14 protein-coding genes are annotated in these 18173 nt (G+C 75.6%); 8 read left to right on the top strand and 6 right to left on the bottom strand.

Features of this window, described 5'->3' with window-relative positions; translation table 11 throughout:
• The coding region (locus tag ACFPZN_RS22655) for a helix-turn-helix domain-containing protein (RefSeq protein ID WP_378284090.1) at positions 1 to 837 on the bottom strand (837 nt) is incomplete at its 3' end.
• 151 nt (positions 838 to 988) lie between these two features.
• Between ACFPZN_RS22655 and ACFPZN_RS22650 the strand changes: the two genes are divergently transcribed.
• The 3 genes from ACFPZN_RS22650 to ACFPZN_RS22640 are packed head-to-tail and all read left to right on the top strand — an operon-like array spanning position 989 to position 7883.
• A complete protein-coding gene (locus ACFPZN_RS22650) occupies positions 989 to 4600 on the top strand; it encodes an NACHT and WD repeat domain-containing protein (protein ID WP_378284089.1) in 3612 nt (1203 codons plus the stop codon).
• A 35-nt stretch (positions 4601 to 4635) separates the two neighbouring features.
• Positions 4636 to 5292 carry a hypothetical protein gene (locus ACFPZN_RS22645; protein WP_378284088.1) on the top strand — a complete coding sequence of 219 codons (657 nt, stop codon included), beginning with the start codon at positions 4636 to 4638 and terminating at the stop codon, positions 5290 to 5292.
• The gene (locus tag ACFPZN_RS22640; RefSeq protein ID WP_378284087.1) at positions 5289 to 7883 is read left to right on the top strand and encodes an NACHT domain-containing protein; all 2595 of its coding nucleotides are present in this window, start codon (positions 5289 to 5291) and stop codon (positions 7881 to 7883) included. The genes ACFPZN_RS22645 and ACFPZN_RS22640 overlap by 4 nt, the downstream gene beginning before the upstream one ends.
• A gap of 4 nt (positions 7884 to 7887) precedes the next feature.
• Here ACFPZN_RS22640 and ACFPZN_RS22635 read toward each other — a convergent pair whose 3' ends face one another.
• On the bottom strand, positions 7888 to 8109 hold the full coding sequence (locus ACFPZN_RS22635) for a hypothetical protein (RefSeq protein ID WP_378284086.1): 222 nt from the start codon (positions 8107 to 8109) through the stop codon (positions 7888 to 7890).
• A gap of 144 nt (positions 8110 to 8253) precedes the next feature.
• On the opposite strand from ACFPZN_RS22635, the gene ACFPZN_RS22630 reads away from it, so the two are divergent.
• On the top strand, positions 8254 to 10566 hold the full coding sequence (locus ACFPZN_RS22630) for a hypothetical protein (protein WP_378284085.1): 2313 nt from the start codon (positions 8254 to 8256) through the stop codon (positions 10564 to 10566).
• On the opposite strand, the gene ACFPZN_RS22625 is transcribed toward ACFPZN_RS22630, so the two are convergent.
• The 3 genes from ACFPZN_RS22625 to ACFPZN_RS22615 all read right to left on the bottom strand — a co-directional run bounded on the left by ACFPZN_RS22625 (position 10550) and on the right by ACFPZN_RS22615 (position 12763).
• Positions 10550 to 11179, bottom strand: coding sequence for a DJ-1/PfpI family protein (locus ACFPZN_RS22625; protein ID WP_378284084.1), 630 nt, complete (start codon positions 11177 to 11179; stop codon positions 10550 to 10552). The genes ACFPZN_RS22630 and ACFPZN_RS22625 overlap by 17 nt on opposite strands.
• A 103-nt stretch (positions 11180 to 11282) precedes the next feature.
• A complete protein-coding gene (locus ACFPZN_RS22620) occupies positions 11283 to 12155 on the bottom strand; it encodes an ADP-ribosylglycohydrolase family protein (RefSeq protein ID WP_378284083.1) in 873 nt (290 codons plus the stop codon).
• 14 nt (positions 12156 to 12169) lie between these two features.
• Complete coding sequence (locus ACFPZN_RS22615; protein WP_378284082.1) at positions 12170 to 12763, bottom strand: TetR/AcrR family transcriptional regulator; 594 nt, start codon at positions 12761 to 12763, stop codon at positions 12170 to 12172.
• A 44-nt stretch (positions 12764 to 12807) separates the two neighbouring features.
• Here ACFPZN_RS22615 and ACFPZN_RS22610 point away from each other — a divergent pair, with 44 nt between their 5' ends.
• Positions 12808 to 13611, top strand: a complete 804-nt coding sequence (locus ACFPZN_RS22610) for a class I SAM-dependent methyltransferase (protein WP_378284081.1) — start codon at positions 12808 to 12810, stop codon at positions 13609 to 13611.
• Positions 13612 to 13614: 3 nt separating this feature from the next.
• Here the strand turns inward: ACFPZN_RS22610 and ACFPZN_RS22605 are convergent, their stop codons facing one another.
• The gene (locus ACFPZN_RS22605) at positions 13615 to 14310 is read right to left on the bottom strand and encodes a DUF4389 domain-containing protein (RefSeq protein WP_378284080.1); all 696 of its coding nucleotides are present in this window, start codon (positions 14308 to 14310) and stop codon (positions 13615 to 13617) included.
• Positions 14311 to 14530: 220 nt separating this feature from the next.
• Between ACFPZN_RS22605 and ACFPZN_RS22600 the strand changes: the two genes are divergently transcribed.
• From ACFPZN_RS22600 to ACFPZN_RS22590, 3 genes are all read left to right on the top strand, one after another.
• The gene (locus tag ACFPZN_RS22600) at positions 14531 to 15400 is read left to right on the top strand and encodes a glycerophosphodiester phosphodiesterase (protein WP_378284079.1); all 870 of its coding nucleotides are present in this window, start codon (positions 14531 to 14533) and stop codon (positions 15398 to 15400) included.
• A 169-nt stretch (positions 15401 to 15569) separates the two neighbouring features.
• Positions 15570 to 16340, top strand: a complete 771-nt coding sequence (locus tag ACFPZN_RS22595; RefSeq protein ID WP_378284078.1) for a dolichyl-phosphate beta-glucosyltransferase — start codon at positions 15570 to 15572, stop codon at positions 16338 to 16340.
• Positions 16337 to 18106, top strand: coding sequence for a hypothetical protein (locus ACFPZN_RS22590; RefSeq protein ID WP_378284076.1), 1770 nt, complete (start codon positions 16337 to 16339; stop codon positions 18104 to 18106). The genes ACFPZN_RS22595 and ACFPZN_RS22590 overlap by 4 nt, the downstream gene beginning before the upstream one ends.
• Positions 18107 to 18173 lie beyond the last annotated feature (67 nt).

The raw sequence follows: 18173 nt of genomic DNA, 5'->3' as shown, positions 1-18173 counted from the left end.
CTCGGCCACGGCCGGTGTGTCCGGGACGCGGGCCGCGCGGCTGAACAGGGCGACCGCCTGCGCCGGCGGCAGGACGTCCAGGGAGAGGGTGCGGGTGTCGTCCAGGCCGGTCAGGCGGCGCCGGCTGGTGACGATCACGCGGCAGCCCGGCCCGGCGGGCAGCAGCGGGCGGACCTGCTGCTCGTCGGTGGCGTCGTCCAGCACGACCAGGACCCTGCGGTCGGCCAGGACGCCCCGGTACAGCGCGGCGCGGTCGTCGGTGTGGCCGGGGATGTGCTCGCCTGGGACGCCGAGTGCGCGGAGCATGCGGGCGAGCGCTTCGCCCGGCTCGACCGGGGCGGTTCCCTCCGTGTGGCCGTGCAGGTCCATGAAGAGCCGCCCGTCGGGGAACCGGGGGGCGAGCCGGTGGGCGGCGCGCACGGCCAGCGCCGTCTTGCCGGCTCCGGGCATGCCGTCGATGGCGAAGACGTCCGCGGCGTAGGTGCCGTGGCGGGCTTCCAGGGCCGCGAGTTCCCGCTCACGGCCCACGAACGCGGCGATGTCGGCGGGGAGCTGCCGCGGGACGGTCACCGCGGGCTCGTCGCGTCCCGCCGGGCGGCCGTGGGCGACGGCGGCCAGCAGTGCCCGCTGGGCGCCGTCCAGTGCCAGCGCCTCGGCCAGGAGCAGCATGGAGGTGACGCGAGGCTGGAACTCGTTGTTCTCCAGCCGGCGGACCGTCCGGACGTTGAGCCCCGATCGTTCGGCCAGCTGCTCCTGGGTCAGCAGCGCCCGCTCCCGCCATCCGCGCAGCAGCTCGCCCAGCGGGGGCCCTGTGATGTCCGGCGGGGATTCGCTCATGGTCGTCATGGCCGGTCGGCATCCGTTCCTCGGTGTCGGCGGGTTCATCGAAGCGGTGTCCTGCCTGTTCCGGCCACCGGTGGGACGGAAGCGGACGGAATCGGACGACCGTGATTGATCGGCGCGGCGGCGATTGGCCAGAATGAACGCCATGGGCGAGGGCGGCCACCGTCGGCCCCCGGCGGGGGTCCGGCCGCATGCGTGCCCGTACCAGGGCCTCGCGCCGTTCGAGGCCGGGACGAGCGGGCTGTTCTTCGGGCGTGCGCGGGCCGTCCAGAACCTCGTTGGACGCCTGGCGCCGCGGCTGGAGGGCCGTGGATCGATCCTGCTGGTGTCGGGCGCCTCGGGGGTGGGCAAGTCGTCGCTGCTGCGGGCGGGGCTGCTGCCCGCGCTGGCGCAGGGGACGCTGCCGGTCGAGGGTTCGCGTGACTGGCCGCGGCTGCTCATGACGCCGACCGCCGAGCCGTTGCGCACCCTGGCCGAGGTCTTGGCGCAGGAGTTCGGCGGCGATGCCGGAACCGTGCTGGAGGAGCTGCGGCACGCCCGCCCGCCGGGCGGCCGGCTCGTCCTGGTGGTCGACCAGTTCGAGGAACTGTTCACGCTGGTGACCGACGAGCGGGAGCGGCAGGCGTTCGTGCGGGCGCTGCACGCGATGGCCGAAGCGTCGGCCGCGGTGGTCATGGGTGTGCGCGCCGACTACTGGGACCGGTGCGCGGCCTACCCGCAGTTCGCCGAGGCCATCCAGGACGGCCAGGTCATCGTGGAGCCGATGGCGGAGCCGGATCTGCGGCTGGCCATCACCGGTCCGGCGGCGGCCGCGGGGTTGGAGATCGAGCCGGGCCTGGTGGAGACCATCCTGGACGAACTGGACGCCGGCGACCGGCACGGGGCGCTGCCGCTGCTGTCGCAGGCCCTGCTCAACACCTGGGAGCGGCGCGAGGACGGCCGGCTGACCGTGCGGGGGTACGAGGAGTCCGGCCGGGTCCGCGACTCGGTGCGGCGCACGGCCGACGAGGTGCTCGGGCGGCTGCCGGCGGAGGACCGCAAGACGGCGTTCAGGATCTTCCGGCGGCTGACGCTGATCACGGCGGGCGGGCGGGTGGCGCGGCGGCGGGCCACGCGGGCCGAGGTGCACGCCGCCGCGCCGGCGCGTTCGGCGGAGGACCGGGCCCGGGTCGAGGCGCTGCTGTCGGCGTTCGCGGAGCAGCGGCTGCTCACCCTGCACGAGGACGCCGTCGAGATCTCCCATGACGCGCTGCTGGGCGCCTGGCCGGCCCTCCGGCAGTGGCTGGAGCCCGATCTGACCGCGCACGGGGTGTACGACCGGCTGATCGAGGACGCCGCGCAGTGGGCCGAGCACCACCGCGACGCCGCGTTCCTCTACCGCGGCGCCCGGTTGCTGGCGGTGCAGGACAGCCGGCCCCGCTGGGAGCGCGATCCCGACAGCTTCCCGCCGCCCGGCCCCACGGTGGAGGCGTTCGTCGCGGCGTCGGCGCGGGCGGCCCGGCAGGCGGGGCGCCGCCGCGGTCTCGTCATGGCCGGCCTGGCGGTGCTGTCGGTGGTCGCCCTGGTCGCGGCCGGCGCCGCCGTCGACGCGGCGGGTGACGCGGGGCGGCAGCGCGATCTCGCGGTCTCGCGGCAGCTGGCGGCGCAGAGCGAGGTGGCCGGCGACCCGACGGTCTCCGCGCTGCTGGCCGTGGCCGCGTGGCGGGTCGCGCCCACGCCGGAGGCGCGCCACCGGATGCTGGACGTGGCGACGCGGCCCGGCCGGGGCGCTCTCCGCGGGCCCGGCCCCGTCACCGAGCTGGCGTTCAGCCCGGACGGCTCGCTGATCGCCACCGGAGGCGGCGACGGCGTGGTGCGGCTGTGGGACACCGCGGCCCGCCGGGAGTCCGGCGCCCCGATCGCCGCCGCGCAGGGGGTGCTGTCGTCCTGCTCCGCGGGGTTCGACATGGCCTTCAGCCCCGATGGGAAGGTGCTGGCCACGGCGTGCTTCCGGAGCGTCCGGTTCTGGGACGTGGCCACCCGCCGGCCGCTGGGCGGCGCGCTGGACCCCGGTAGCCCCGCGGACCCGATCGGTTCCGTGCAGGCGATGGCGTTCAGCCCGGACGGCAGGACGCTGGCGACCTCGGGCTACGAGGGCACCACCCAGCTCTGGGACGTGGCCGCGCGGCGCAGGAGCGGCGCCGCCCTGGGCCGCCCCGACACCCGGACCGGTGACCGGGCCGTCAACGCGGTCGCCTTCACCCCCGACGGGAAACGCCTGGTCACCGCCGGGAACGACGACGCCGCGCGGCTCTGGGACATCGCCACCCGCCGCCAGGTCGGCGGCGCCCTCACCGGGCACACCGCCGACGTCGAAGACCTCTCCGTCGCCCCGGACGGGACGACCCTCGCGACCGCGAGCACGGACGGGACCGTCCGGTTGTGGAACCTCGCCACGCGGGACCAGATCGGCGGCCCGCTGCGGGACCCGGACGGCCAGGGGCATTTCCGCGGTTTCCAGGGCGTCGCCTTCTCGCCCGACGGTCAGCGGCTCGTGACCGCCGGGGCCACCGGTTTCACCCGGTTGTGGGACACCGCCGCCCGCCGGCCGGTGGGCCCGCCGCTCGCCGACAAGCGGCAGCCCGTCCAGAAGGCGGCGTTCAGCCCGGACGGGCGGCTCCTCGCGGCGGCCGGGGAGGACGGCGCGGTGTGGCTGTGGGACCCGGTGTCCCACCGGCAGGCCGGTACCGCGATGCCCGCGCTGAGCGATGTCCGCTTCAGCCCGGACGGGAGGACGCTGGCCGCCCCCGGCCCTCGGGCGGAGCCGGGGTCGGAGGGCGCCGACCGTGCGGCCGGGCTCTGGGACGTCGCCACCCAGCGCCGGATCGGGCCCGCCCTGCGCCCCGGGGACATCCGCGCCCCGGGCGACGACATCCTCTACAAGGTCCGGTTCGGCCCGGACGGGCGGACCCTCGCCACGGCGAGCGCCCGCGGCAACGTCCGGGTGTGGGACACCGCCGCCCAGCGCCAGATCGGCCCGCCCCTCGCCACCGACAGGGACGCCCCGCCGGTGGAGTTCAGCCCCGACGGCCGGTTCCTCGCCACCGGGGGGAAGGACCACTCCATCGGGTTCTGGGACGTCGCGGGCCGCCGCGAGCACGGCCCCCGCATCACCGTCCCCGGCGACGCCTCCCTCCGGGCGATGGCGTTCAGCCCCGACGGCGCCACCCTCGCCGCCGTGGGCGGCGACCGCGCCCTGCGGTTCTTCGACGTGGCCGCGCGCCGCCAGATCGGGGCACCGCTGACCGGCACCACCGACGGCATCGCCCAAGACCTGGCGTTCAGCCCCGACGGAAGGACGCTGGCGGCGACCGCCGCGAACGGTGGCGTGCAGCTGTGGGACGTGGCGCGGCGCCGCCCCGTCGGGGCCGCCCTGACCGGCCACACCGACGCCGTCGCCGCCATCGCGTTCAGCCCGGACGGCCGCACCCTCGCCACCGGCTCGGCGGACCGCACCGTCCGGCTGTGGGACCTGGCGACCCGCCGCCAGATCGGGCCGCCGCTGACCGGCCACGCCGGAACGGTGGCCGCGATCGCCTACGCCCCGGACGGGACCACCCTCGCCACCGTCGGCAACGACCGCACGGCGCGGCTGTGGAACGTCGCCGTGCCCGCCGACCCCGCCGCCACCACCTGCGCCAACGCGGGCCGCTCGTTCACCCGGGCCGAATGGGAGCACTATGTACCGGGCGAGAGATTCCGGCGGACGTGCACGTGACCGGACGGACGAACCGACGGACGGGCTGGCGAGGGATGTTCCTGCGAGGTTTCCGGCGGCGGACGGGCAGGCCCGTCCCGGAGCTGTCCGCGACCTTCCGGTCGATCGTCGACGGCGGCCGGGACGTCCACCCGATGGCGTCCGGCTTCCTGGAGCACTTCCTGGACGGCGCCGGGGAGTCGCGGACGCTGCCGACGCGCTGGCTGCGCTCGTTCCGGGTGATCAGGAAGGCCGAGGCCAAGAACCGGCGCAGGTTCGAGCGGCAGCTAGCGCGGGAGGCCGGCCGGTTGCGGGACGGCGCGTCGACCTGGCTCGGCGACCACTGGGACGCCCGGATCAACGCGTTCATCGGGACGGAGCTGTTCTACGTCAGCAGGATGAGCCTGCTGCGCTCGCAGGGATCGTTCGTCCTGACCCGGTCCGGGGCGGAGGTGCGGGTGTCCGGCACGGTCCGCCACCACTGGCTGGACCCGTATGACTGGGATCGCGGCCGATGGGTCTACATCCCGCGGCACGGGTTCGTTCCCATCGCGGTCGGCCGGGATCTGGTCGAGGCCGACGAGGCGCGCAACTTCCTGATGGAATCACGCCATGTCCAGACGATCGAGGGCACGTTCCGGGACGGCGGCCGGTGGCCCAGGCGCGGCCGGGCGACGCTGGAGTGGTCGCTGGTGAGAAGGGGGGACCGATGACTCCGGACCGTCCCTCCCCGCCCGATCCCACGGGGGCCGGCAGCGCGGCGGAGTTCGTCGCGTCGCTGGTACGGCTCAGGCAGTGGGCGGGCGAGCCGTCCCTGAGCAGGCTGCGGTCCCTCGGCGGCCAGACGGTGACCGCGGACGGCGCCACGGTCGACGCGCTGCCCAAGAGCACGGTCTCGAACGTGCTCCGGCGGCCGGACAGCCTGCCGCGCTGGGATTTCGTGAAGGCGTTCGTCACCGCGTGCCTGCGCTACGGCGACCATCCGGCCGGGCTGATCCCCGGTGAGCTCGAACGCTGGCGGGCGGCGCGGGAGGCGCTGGCCGTGTCGGGAGGACGGCCGTCCCCGGCGATGACGGCCGCGGCCGCGGCGGGGCCGTCTTCCGCGGTGGACGTGGCAGTGGAGGTGGTGGAGGCGCCCGCGGAGGACGGGCAGGCGGCCCTCGACCATGACCACGCGCACGACCACGCGGTCGAGCTGCTCGTCCGGCGCGTGGCCGGGGAGGAGGACCGGGCGCGCAAGGGCCTGCTCGGCGGGTACAGCCTCGCCCCCGTCTCCTACGGGCCCGACACCGGCGACGGCAAGGGCGAGGGCGCCGCCCCCGGAGACGACCTGTACTCGATCGGCCGGTTCTTCGGCGACCTGAGCCCGCGGCGCCTGCTGGTCGTGGGCGAGGCGGGAGCGGGCAAAACGGTCCTCGCGATCGAGCTGGTGCTCCAACTGCTCGACCCCTTCCTGACCCCTGGCGGACGGCCCCCCGATCACCACGAGCCGGTGCCGGTACGCCTGAACGCGGCCCGCTGGACGCTGGGGAGCCGGTTCGAACCGTGGCTGGCCGAACAGCTCGTCCAGGACTTCGGTCTCGCGTCCGCCGACGCGCTGCGGCTGGTGCGGGACCGCCGGGTGCTGCCGGTCCTGGACGGCCTGGACGAACTGGACCCCGAGCCGTCCACGGGCCCGCCCCGCCGGGCGATCGGGCTGCTGGCCGAGCTCAACCGGTACAGCGACCCGTCCGGGCGGCGGCCGGGGGCGGTCGTGGTGACCTGCCGGGCCGACCGCCACGCCGAGCTGCGCGCGGCCCGCGCCGGGCTGGACGGCGCCACCCGGATCCACCTGCGCGAGATGACCCTCGACCAGATCGGCACCTACCTGCACGCCCGTTGGCCGGACGGGCATCCGTGCGGCGCGCACCGGGACGCGGTGCTCGCGGCCCTGTCCGGGCCGTCGGGCGCGGCCGTCCACGCCGCCCTGGCCACGCCGTGGCGGCTGCTGCTGACCGTGACCGCGGTGGAGTCGGGCGCGGACCCCGCCGAGCTGCTCGGCGCCGACCCGGACGACGATCCCCGCGCGGCGGCGGCCCGGATCGCCCGGAGGCTGCTGGACACCTACGTCCCGGCCGCGACGGAGCTCGCCCCCCGCACCGCGCACGGCACCCCCTACGACCCCGGGCAGGTGCGGGCGTGGCTGGTGGCGCTGGCCGAGCATCTGCGGTGGCAGGCCGCGCACGCCGCCGCGACCGGACGTCCGCCGCCCGGTCTGACGGCGATCGACATCGTCCCGCACCTGGTGTGGCCGATCGGCGGGCGGCGCCTGGTCCGGGTGCTGCACTGCGCGTGCTGCGCGGTGTTCGCGGTCATCGCCATGCTGGCGTTCTGGAAGGGCTCGGCGGTCGACGATCCGGGCGGGCTGCGCGACGGGCTCACCCCGGAAGGCGGCCTCACCGTGGCGCTCATGGCGGGCTGGGTGGGCATCGCCACGGGCCTGTCGCTGTCGCCGTGGCCGTCCGCGGCCGGCGGGCGGAGCGGCGTCCCGCGCAGGCGGCGCGTGGTCGGCGGCCTGCTCGGCGGCCTGGCGGGCGCCCCGGCCGGGGCGCTCGGCGGCCTGGCCGGGCTGGCGCTGACCGGCGGCAGGGTCTTCGGGCCCGGGTTCGCGGTCGCCGCGGGGGCGGCCGGGGGCCTGGTGCTCGGAGCGGTCATCGGGCTGACCGCGGCCGGGCGGCGCGGCGCCGAGCGCATGACCATGTCCGGGGCGATCCGTGCCGAGCCCGTCACCCTGCTGGGCTTCGGGCTGTGCGGCGCGATCACCGGGCTGCCGCCGCTGCGGCTCGCCGGGGCGGGTCCCGTCCCGCTGGCCGCGGGGGCCGCGGGCGCGTTCGTCCTGGCCTTCGCGCTCGGGACCGTCTTCAAGGTCGCCACGGGCGGGTGGAGCATGGACGCGGAGCTGGCGCACCCGCGGGAGGCCCTCCGCCGCAACCCGGCGATCGGGGTGGCCTTCGGCCTCACCGGCGGCGTCGCCGCATTCCTGGTGTTCGTCCTGAACCAGGACGCCGTCACGTCGCTGGCGTGCGCGCTGGTCGGCGGCGTGGCCTTCGGTCTCGCGTTCGGGGCGGTCGCGTGGTCTCGCGCGATGATCGGCCTGGCCGTCGCGGCCGCCCGCGGGCTGCTCCCACTGCGGCTGTGGACGTTCCTCGACTGGGCCTGCGAGGCGCGCCTGCTCCGCGTCAACGGCGCCACGTACCAGTTCCGGCACCGCGAGCTCCAGGACCATCTGACCCCGTCCGGGAGCACCGCGGTGGACGGCCGCTGACGGGTCAGGTCACCCGGGTCCCGTCGGTCCCGTACTCGCGGTCCAGCGGGGCTCCGTACTCACGGTCCAGCGGGATGCCGTACTCGCGGTCCAAGGGAGCCGCGACCGCGGCGTTCCCGGTTCCGGCCCTCCAGTGGTTGTCCTCGGCGGCGACGGCGACGCCCCCGACCAGCGTCAGGGAAAGGGCCCCCAGCACGGCGGTCGACATGACGCGAACGATCCGCATTCTCGTTCCTCCTCTCGCGAACGGCGCGCACGGCCTTGGATAATGGATCGCCGTGCACCCCTGCGTCCGCACAGTCTCGATCGGCGAACGCGACGGGACCAGGCACGCGACCGGGCATTCACCGGGCATCCGAGGAGGCCGCCGATGAGGCCGGGACGGTGGGCGGCCGCACGGCTGGTCCGGCGGGCGGCGGACGAGGGCGGGCCGCACCTGGCCGCGCTGGAACGCCGGGCCGGCGCGGGCGGCCCCGCACGCGCCCTGGTGGTCGAGCTGGCCACCGCGGAAAGGCATCTCGACCACCCGCTGCGCGCCTGGTCGCGGGATTGGATCGCGCGGGCGTGGGCGCGCGACCGCGATCCCGGCCTCCGCGCCGTCGTCCGGGAGCACGGCCTGATCGCCGCCGGGGGCGGCGCGCGCTGGACGACCGCCGCCCTGCACGGCCGCCTCCTCGCCCGCTGGGACGCCGAGGCCGGGCCCGCCGTGCCCGCGCTGCTCGCCGACGCCGACGAGGAGGTGTGCGAGGGGGCGCGGCGGGCATGCGCGGACGCCGTCGAACCCGCGCTGGGCGCCCTCTGGCTGGAGGTCGAGAAGTCCCCGGGGCCCGAGCACAAGACGCTGCTGGACGCGCTGCTGCGCAACCCCCATCCCCTCGACGACCTCACGGTGGCCTGGGCGTGGTCGTCCTGGATCCGCGCACCGTCCCCGAGGCTGTGGGCGTTCCTCCGTGACCGCGGCCAGGCCGCGCCCCGGAGCGGCGGCGTCCCGGCGTGGCGCCTCAGCCGGCTCGCGCTCGGGACGGCTCCGCCGGAAGAGCTGTGCCAGGGCGTGCTCGCCGACGGCACCCCCGAGCATGTGCGGCAGATCGCCGTCCGCATCTGCGTGGAGCGCGGGCTCGTCCCGGCCGATCCGGTCGTCCGGGCGGCGTTCCTCTTGATCGTCAAGCGGTACGGGGAGTACCGGGCGCACGACCCGGACGGGACGCTCCTGGCCGCCGCCTACGCGGGCGCCTCGGCCGGGCTGCGCGCCCGGGTGCGCTCGGCGGTCGCGGCGGCGGGCGAGCTCGACCTGGTACGCGTCCTGATCGGCACCGCCCCGGCGCGGGCGATGAGCGTCCGGGAGCGCGGCTTCCTGGCCGACCGGCTGGCCGCCGAGCAGGCGTGGCCCGAGTTGTGGCGGCTCGCCCGCGATCTCCCGCTCGCCGAGGCGCTCAACGCACTGCGGCCGGTCGGCGGGTGGTGCCCGCCCGGCCTCCCGCCGGAGGAGTTCGCGCGGCTGCGCAGCATGCCGCCGGACCGCGTCGCCGCCGCGCTCGCCTCCCTCGACGTGCGCGGTCCCGTCCTGCCCGAGTCCGGGCTCCGGGTGTCGGCCTGCGCCCTGTCTCCGGACGGGACGCGCCTGGCCGCCGCGGGCCGGGCCGAGGACGCCGCCGTGATCGTCGAGTACGCCCTGCCCGAGCGGGAGGTCATCGCCCGCCACCAGGTGGACCCCTTCGACGGCCGGGGCACGCCGGTGCACACCGGCGACGCCGTGATCGTGATCGAGGGCTCCACCGAGTCCCTGACGGGCCGCGTCATCGGGAAGCCGGTCCGGTACGGCGGCGGCGGCGGCGAACGCACGATCCTCTTCGGCGACACGATCCAGGGGCTGGCCGCGGCGCCGGACGGCGGCCTGGTCGCGGTGGGCCCGGACCGCCTCCACCTTCTCGCGCCGCCGTACCAGGCGCCCCGCCGCACCGTCCGCTTCACCGACCTGGGGTTGGCGTCGGTGGCGCCGTTCGCGGTCGTGGTGGAGTGGTCGACCGGAATGATCGCGCTCGGGGGCACGGAACCGGCGGTGCTGGACGCGGCGGCCGGAACGGTGATCGCGCGCGGGAGCGCGGCTCCCGGACGGGCCGTGCAGGTGGCCTTCGCGTCACCGTCCCGGCTGGTCACGGTGGACACGGACGGCTCGGTCACCGGTTGGCGGCTCGCGGACGGCACGCTGCGTCCGGAGCGAACCGTCAAGCACGGCCGGTACGGCGAAGGCTTGGCCGTACTGCCCGGGCAGGGCCGCGTCTGGGCCGGCCAGGGCACCCACTTCCTCGACCTGAGCACTCTGGAGAAGACAGGGCCGCCGCCCGGGTTCCCCGCGAAACCGCACTCGGTCTGGGCCGCGCCGCGGGGCGGCCACTTCGCCGTCCAGCACCGCGCGCACCCGTCCGAGGAGGAGTACGTCGAGGTGCACGGGACCTACCGCGATTCCGCCGGGCGGATGCTCGACCGGCCGCTCGGCGACGCCGTCCCGGACGACCTGGCACGGCTCGACACGCTCCTCGCCTCCGGAAGATACGCGGGCGACGTGGCCGAACTGCTGGCCCTGCTCCGCATCCTCCTGGAGCAGCGCTACGGCTCCGAGGTCGCCCTGGGCGCGGCCGTGTTCCTCGGCGACGAGACCGACATCGCTATTCGAAGTCGATGAGGCCCAGGGCCGGTTCGGCGAGTTCGGGCGGTGCCGTCTTGGGAGTGCCCGCCTGGAACGGGGGCTCCGGGGCGTACTCGATGGCCAGTTGCACCGTCTGCGCCGTCGTCTCGCCGGCCGCCTCGCCGACGAGGCTCAGGGCCATGTCGATGCCCGCGGAGACCCCGGCGGCCGTCACGATCCTGCCGTCGGTGACGACGCGTTCGCCGACGGGACGGGCGCCCACCCCGGACAACTGCTCCAGCCATCCCCAGTGCGTGGTGGCGTCGCGCCCCTTCAGGAGTCCGGCGGCGCCGAGCACGAACGAGCCCGAGCAGACCGAGGTCGTCCACCGCGTGTGCTCGTGCGCCTCGCGGACCCAGTTCAGGAGGGGTTCGTCGAACACGGCCTGGAGGGTGCCCGGACCACCGGGGACGACGATCACGTCCGGGCGCGGCAGATCGGCGTAGGTGGCGGCGGCGACGAGGGAGAGCCCGCCCTTGTCGTCCAGGACGGGTCCGGTCTCGGCGCCGACGAAGGTGACCGTCCAGCCGGGCGTGAAGGCCATCACCGTGTACGGGCCGACGGCGTCCAGCGCGGTGAACCGGGGATAGAGGGGGATCGCGACCTGCATGTTGAGCGCTCCAAGGGGGTTGCGGTGGCGGCGGAAGGCGCGGCTTCATGCTGGTCAGCGCCGAGCCATGGGGTCAATGACACAGACCTGACATTGCACGCCGTCAGCGGCGGTCCAGCCATGCGGGGAGGGGCTCGCGGAAGCCGAGCCATTCGGGCGGAATGCAGGCGTCCCCGGTTCCGGCCGCGATGACGCCGCCGGCGATCGCGGCGGTGGTGTCCATGTCGCCGCCGACCGTGACGCAGGCGCGCATCCCGGCCGGGTAGTCGTCCAGGTGCCGGGCGGCGGCCCAGAGGGCGAACGGCACGGTGTCCTGGGCGGTGATCCGGGACCCGTTGCCCAGGACCTGCGCCGCCTCCTCCGGTGTCGCCTTCCGGAGGCCGAGGGCTCGCCGGAGGCCCCGCCGCACATAGGTGCCGCGGGTGTGGTCGAGCGCCGCCTCCAGCAGCGCCTCGGTGCCGTCGGCGGCGACGGAGGCCGCGACGGCGACGGCGACCGCGCCCGCGATCCCCTCCTCGTGGGCGTGGGTGATCTCGGCCTGCAGGGCGGCTTCGGCGGCGGCGCGTGCCGGGTCACCGCCGAAGTAGGCGCCCAGCGGAGCGGCGCGCATGGCGGCGCCGTTGCCGTAGGAGCCGTTGCCGCCGAACGACTCGGCCGACACGACCCGCCAGGGCCGCCCGTCGCGGACGCCTTCCAGGAGTTCCAGGGCTCCCGCGCCGTAGCGGCGGCCCGTGTCCATGCGGGTGGCGAACGCGGTGGCCAGGGCGTCCTGGACGATGCGCCCGTGGCCGTGCAGGCAGTCGACGACCGAGCAGGCCATCTCGGTGTCGTCGCTCCACTCCCACGGCGGCGGCGGGAGGTCCGCGGCGGTCAGGTGGCGGTTGGCGTGCAGGAAGAACTGGTCGCCGAAGGCGTCGCCGACCGACAGTCCCGCCAGGGAGGCGTGCATGCGCGCGACGCGCTGATCGTCGTTCATGAGGGTGTCCCCTCTCAGGGGGTCCGGAGGACGGCGGCGATGGTGGTGGTCACCATCGTGTGGACGGTATCGGGCTCCGGCGGCGGGCCGGTGCGGTCGGCGAACAGCAGGTGCGCGGCGCCGATCAGGGTCGGGGCGAGGATGTCGATGTCGGCGCCGGGCGCGACGCGGCCCAGGTCGCGTTCCGCGGCGAGGTAGGCGGCGAGCATGGCCGTGGCCTCCGCGAGGAGCGGGACGCCGGTCGGGCGGGTCCGGCGCAGCCGGGCGCGCAGGCCGTCGCGGAAGGTGATGAGGGGGACGATCGCCACGGCGACCGGCCCGAAGAGGCCGGTCAGCGCGGCGGTGAGGTTGCCGGCGACGGTGCCGGTCCCGGCGGAGTCGCGCAGGTCGGCGGCCTGGGCGTCGACGCGGGCGATGCGGTCCTCCACGAGTTCGGCGAGGAAGTCGTCGAAGTCGGCGAAGTGGCGGTGCAGGACGCCCTTGGCGACGCCCGCCTCGGTGGTGACCGCGCGGCTGGTCAGCGCGCTCGGGCCGTCCCGGAGCAGGACGCGTTCGGCCGCGGCGAACAAGTGCGCGCGGACGTCGCGGATGTGCACCCCTGTCGGCACCGGCTCTCCTTTACGAGTGGGCATGTGCCCACTAGAGTGGGCGCATGCCCACTCTACCTTCCAGACCCGAACCCCATCGGCACCGGCAGGTCGCGGAGTCCTTCGGGGTGGACGCCGAACGCTACGACCGGACCCGGCCCCCCTACCCCGACGCCCTGGTGGAGCGGATCGCCGCCGCCGCACCCGGACGCGCCGTCCTCGACGTCGGCTGCGGCACCGGCATCGCGGCCCGGCAGCTCCGGGCGGCCGGCTGCGCCGTGCTCGGAGTCGAACCCGACGCGCGGATGGCCGAGTACGCCCGCCGCGGCGGGGTCGAGGTCGAGGTGGCGACGTTCGAGGACTGGGACCCGGCGGGCCGGGAGTTCGACGCGGCCGTCGCCGCGACGGCCTGGCACTGGGTCGACCCGGTCGCGGGCGCGGCCAAGGCGGCGCGGGTGCTGCGGCCCGGCGGCCTGCTGGCGGCGTTCTGGCACGCGTTCGACCTTCCCGACGCCGTGGCCGAGGGCTTCGCCGCCGCCTACGAGCGGGCGGTGCCCGACTCGCCGTTCGACTTCCGGGCGGCGCGGCAGACCCGGGACTCCTACCAGCAGATGATGGACATGGCCGCCGGCGGGATCCGGGAGGCGGGCGGGTTCGGCGACCCCGAGCAGTGGCGGTTCGACTGGGAGCGGACCTACACGCGGGACGAATGGCTCGACCAGCTGCCGACGTCCGGCGCCTTCACACGACTGCCGCAGGAGCAGCTGGCGCAGGTGCTGGAGGGCGTCGGGGAGGCCATCGACGCGATCGGCGGCAGGTTCACGATGCCCTACGCCACGGTGGCGGTCGCCGCCGTCGCCTCCGGCTGACGGTCAGGGCATCACGGGGACGCCGTCGCGCGGGGCCGGTTCGGGGCCGCCCATGTCCAGCCGGAACGGCGGGTAGCGGTCGGTCATCAGCAGGGCGTACGCCGCGACCCGCAGGCCCCACCGGTCCATGCCCAGGACGAACTCGAACAGCCCGTGCGGATAGCGCGCCGTGAACAGCAGCGCGATGACCGCGAACAGCAGGAGCAGGTTGATCAGGCCGGGGATCCACGCCGCCCACAGGTACATGGAGTCGTCGTTCCCGGTGCCGCTCGTGGACGCGCCGGTGAAGACCGCCAGCACGAGGTAGTGCGGGATGGCCAGCAGCCACCACTTGACCAGGACGAGCCCCCGCGACAGCCGCTCCGGGTACTCGATCCGCAGGCGGGCGGGATAGTCCTCGACGTCCCCCAGCGTGAAGGGCGGGTAGCGGTCGGTGGCCAGCGCGCTGTAGCCGTAGACGCCGACGCGCCACGACCAGCGCAGCACCCCCAGCGTGAAGTCGAACATGCCGCGCGGGTAGCGGCCGGTGATGAGGATGGCGAAGAAGCTGATCACCGTGACGACCCAGACCGCGATCCACAGGAAGAACAGCACGATGTAGTGCGGGATCAGCAGGAGCCATTTCACCAGCCACAGCCAGCGTGACAGCGGTTCTTCGAGCCGGGCGTCGACACGCACCGGCAGTGGCCTTCCGTCCATCTCGTCCTCCCTCGCGGCAGCCGGCTCCGGGCCCCCGGGAGGTCGAGGCCGCGGTTGGCGTATTTCCCCCTGATCGACCACGTAATCCCATCGGCCTGCGGAGGTCCGAAGCGTCATGCCAGGTTGGGACGGGTGTCACCGCCCATTCGCCTCCGCAGGCCAGGGTCGGTGATCGTCCGGCGGCCGATCGCGGCCGTCCGCTGTCGAGAGGGAACCCCCCATGCCTCGCACCGCGCGCGCTCTCGGCGCCGTGCTCGCCACGATCGTGCCGCTGGCCGCCTTCACGCTGGCCGCCCCCGCCGCCTCCGCCGCCCCCGGCCCCCGGCCCGCGGTCGACGTGATCGCCCACCGCGGCTCGTCCGGCGCCGCTCCGGAGAACACCCTCGCCGCCGTCAAGCTGGCCATCGCGCACAGGTCGGACGTCGTGGAGAACGACATCCAGCGCACCAAGGACGGCGAGCTGGTGATCATGCACGACACCACGCTCGCCCGCACCACCGACGTCGAGCAGGTCTTCCCCGACCGCGCCCCCTGGAACGTCCGCGACTTCACCCTCGCCGAGATCAAGCGGCTGGACGCGGGCGCGTGGTTCGCGTCCGAGTTCAAGGGCGAGCGGGTGCCCACCCTCGCCGAGTGGGTGAACGCCGTCGGGCGGCAGGCCGGGATGCTCCTCGAGCCGAAGGCGCCCGAGCTCTACCCCGGCATCGAGACCGACCTGGACAAGGAGCTGCGTTCGCTGCCGGTGTTCGACCACGCGCTCAGGTCGGGCCGGGTCGTCGTCCAGTCGTTCAACCACCCGTGGCTGCGCGCCTACAAGGACCTCGCCCCGGACGTGCCGGTCGGGCTGCTGTTCAGCAACAAGCCGACCGAGGCCGACATCGCGGCCGCCGCGACGTGGGCGCAGCAGGTCAACCCGGCGCTCGGCCCGATCGACCAGGCCACCGTGGACCAGGTGCACGCTCGGGGCCTGGAGATCCACGTGTGGACCGTCAACGCCGGGCAGGACATGCGCCGGGCGATCGGCTGGAAGGTCGACGGCGTCATCACCAACTACCCGCAGGTGCTGCGCGACATCCTCCAGCGCGGCTGAGCCCGCGAAGGCACGCGGCGACGACCCGGCCGCGTGCCCCGCGACGCGCTCGTGCCGCACACGACCGGTGGCCCCGGGCGGACGTCCGCCCGGGGCCACCGGCGTTCGGCGGCGGAACTCGTCGCGCGCGGGATGCAACCTCCGGGCGGCCCGGCCCTGTCCCCTCCATGTGAGCGACTCAGCGCCCCCGGCGAACGCGCACGGTCCCGCCTCCCGCGGCGAGCCCGAGCTGGCCGTGGTGATCCCGGCCTACAACGAGGAGCGGCGGCTGGGCCCGACGCTCGACAGGATCGGGCGGTACCTGCGCGCGTCGCCGATCAGCTGGGAGCTCGTCGTCGTCGACGACGGGTCGACCGACGCGACGGCCGCCCTGGTCCGCGCCGCGCGCCGCGCGGACCACCGGGTCCGCCTCATCCGGTCGGGCGCCAACCGCGGCAAGGGCCATGCCGTCCGGACCGGGGTGCTCGCCTCGCGCGGACGGCAGGTGCTGTTCTCCGACGCCGACCTCGCCACCCCCATCAAGGAGCTGGAGCGGCTGCGGGCGGCGCTCGCCGCGGGCGCCGACGCGGCGATCGGGTCGCGGGCGCACCGGGCGGCCGGCGTCCCGGTGGAGCGGAGCGTGCCGCGCCGGGTGCTCGGCCGGGCGGGCAACCGGCTGATCCGGGCGCTGGCCACGCCGGGCATCGCCGACACCCAGTGCGGCTTCAAGCTCTTCGACGGCGCCAAGGCCCGCCGGGCCTTCGGTCTCGCCACGATCGACGGCTGGGGCTTCGACATCGAGATCCTCTCCCTGTTCGCCCGGTCCGGCTGGACGATCGAGGAGGTGCCGGTCCGCTGGACGCACCGGCCCGGCTCCAGGCTGCGGCCGGGCGCCTACCCCAGGGTGGCGGCCGAGCTGATCCGGGTCCGGCGCACCGCGCGGCGGGGGCGGGGCCGATGAGCAGGGCGCGCGTCTCCGAACCGGCGGTCGCCGGGGCGTTCCTGCTGGCGTCCGTCCTGGTGTACGCGCGGCTGTGGGCCGCACCGGGCCGCCGCTACCTCGTCAACGGCGGGCAGGACCAGCACCAGTGGGAGTGGTTCTTCGCCGTGACGGCACGGGCGGTCGTCCACCTGGACGACCCCCTCTTCACCCACCTGCAGAACGCCCCGCTCGGCGTCAACCTCATGGCCAACACGGTGATGCTGGGCGTGTCGATCCCGCTCGCCCCGGTGACCCTGGCGTTCGGGCCGAGCGCGACCTGGGCGGTCGTCCTGACCGGCGGGCTCGCCTCGACCGGGTTCGCCTGGTACCGGCTGCTCCACCGCCGGCTGGGCCGCTCCCGCCCGGCCGCCGCGATCGGCGGCGGGCTGTGCGCCTTCGCCCCGGCGGTCGTCTCGCACGCGAACGCGCACCCCAACTTCGTCGTGCTGGCCGTCATCCCGCTGATCGTCGACCGGCTCCTCGCGCTGTGGCGCGGGGAACGCCCGGTCCGGGACGGGGTGCTCCTCGGGCTGCTCGTCACCTACCAGGTCTTCCTCGGCGAGGAGGCGCTGCTGCTGGCCGCGACCGGGCTGCTGGTCTTCGGGCTCGCGTACGCGGCGGCCCGGCCGGAGGCCCTCCGCGCCGCGGCCCGCCCGCTGCTGACCGGGCTCGGCGTCGCCGCCGCGCTGTCGCTGGCGCTGACGATCCACCCGCTGCTCCAGCAGTTCACCGGGCCGCAGAGCTACCGGAGCCTGCTGCACGGGCCGTCCGGCAACGACCTGATGGCGTTGCCCGCGCTCGCCGAACGGTCCCTGGGCGGCCCGAGCACGGTGGGCCCGGTCGCCGCGAGCACCACCGAGCAGAACGCCTTCTTCGGCTGGCCGCTGCTCGTGCTGGTCGTCGTGCTGGTGATCTGGATGCGCCGGCAGCCGGCCGCGCTCGCGCTCGGCGTGGTCGCCCTGGTGTCCGCCGTGCTCTCGCTCGGGCCGGAGATCATCGTGCGCGGCGAGGGGACCGGGATCGCCGGGCCGTGGCTGCTGCTGTCCAGGCTCCCGCTGTACGAGTCGGTGCTGGAGTCGCGGATGGCCATGATCTGCGTGCCCGCCATGGCGATCCTGATCGCCACCGCCACGGACCAGGTGGCGGGGGTGGCGAGGGCGGCGCCGTGGCGGGCGGCGCCGTGGCGGGCGGCGCCGCTGCGGATGGTCTGGGGGATCGTGCTCGTCCAGGCGCTGCTGCCCATCGCCCCGCGGCCGCTGCTCGCCGAGGACCGTCCCGCGACGCCGGCGTTCTTCACCGAGGGCCACTGGCGGGCGTACGTGGGAGGGGGCGGCGGCTCGGTGCTCGTGGTGCCGCCGCCGGACGCGGCGAACGCCGCCGCGCTGCGCTGGCAGGTGGACGCGGGGCTGGGGTTCCCGATCGTGGAGGGCTACTTCGTCGGCCCGTACGGTCCCGACCGCACGGGCGTCTACGGCGCGGTTCCGCGGCCGACCTCGTCCCTGCTGCGCGAGGTGGCGGACTCGGGCCGCGTCCCGGCGCTCACCGCGGCCGAGCGAGCCACGGCCCGCGCGGACCTGCGGTTCTGGCGGGCGGACGCGGTCGTGCTCGGGCCGCATCCCCGGCGGGAGGCGCTGCGCACCACGGTCGAGGGGCTGCTGGGCCCGGGCCGGGATGTCGGCGGCGTCCGGGCGTGGGACGTGCGGCCCATCACGGGACGGCCGCCCGAGCGGAAGGGCAGCGGGTGAGGACGCGGATGGCGGATACGGCGGTACCCCCTTCACGGCCCCGCCCCCGTCCCGTAAAAGAGATCGG

The sequence above is a fragment of the Actinomadura rugatobispora genome (assembly GCF_042656285.1).
Lineage (GTDB): Bacteria > Actinomycetota > Actinomycetes > Streptosporangiales > Streptosporangiaceae > Spirillospora > Spirillospora rugatobispora.
This window is presented reverse-complemented; position numbering and strand designations above follow the sequence as displayed.

Bases quoted from the DNA above. Each gene is read 5' to 3' on its own strand.
- ACFPZN_RS22650 (WP_378284089.1), top strand. From the start codon at position 989: ATGGGCGAGGGCGGCCACCGTCGGCCCCCGGCGGGGGTCCGGCCGCAT.
- ACFPZN_RS22645 (WP_378284088.1), top strand. From the start codon at position 4,636: ATGTTCCTGCGAGGTTTCCGGCGGCGGACGGGCAGGCCCGTCCCGGAG.
- ACFPZN_RS22640 (WP_378284087.1), top strand. From the start codon at position 5,289: ATGACTCCGGACCGTCCCTCCCCGCCCGATCCCACGGGGGCCGGCAGC.
- ACFPZN_RS22635 (WP_378284086.1), bottom strand. From the start codon at position 8,109: ATGCGGATCGTTCGCGTCATGTCGACCGCCGTGCTGGGGGCCCTTTCC.
- ACFPZN_RS22630 (WP_378284085.1), top strand. From the start codon at position 8,254: ATGAGGCCGGGACGGTGGGCGGCCGCACGGCTGGTCCGGCGGGCGGCG.
- ACFPZN_RS22625 (WP_378284084.1), bottom strand. From the start codon at position 11,179: ATGCAGGTCGCGATCCCCCTCTATCCCCGGTTCACCGCGCTGGACGCC.
- ACFPZN_RS22620 (WP_378284083.1), bottom strand. From the start codon at position 12,155: ATGAACGACGATCAGCGCGTCGCGCGCATGCACGCCTCCCTGGCGGGA.
- ACFPZN_RS22610 (WP_378284081.1), top strand. From the start codon at position 12,808: ATGCCCACTCTACCTTCCAGACCCGAACCCCATCGGCACCGGCAGGTC.
- ACFPZN_RS22605 (WP_378284080.1), bottom strand. From the start codon at position 14,310: ATGGACGGAAGGCCACTGCCGGTGCGTGTCGACGCCCGGCTCGAAGAA.
- ACFPZN_RS22600 (WP_378284079.1), top strand. From the start codon at position 14,531: ATGCCTCGCACCGCGCGCGCTCTCGGCGCCGTGCTCGCCACGATCGTG.
- ACFPZN_RS22590 (WP_378284076.1), top strand. From the start codon at position 16,337: ATGAGCAGGGCGCGCGTCTCCGAACCGGCGGTCGCCGGGGCGTTCCTG.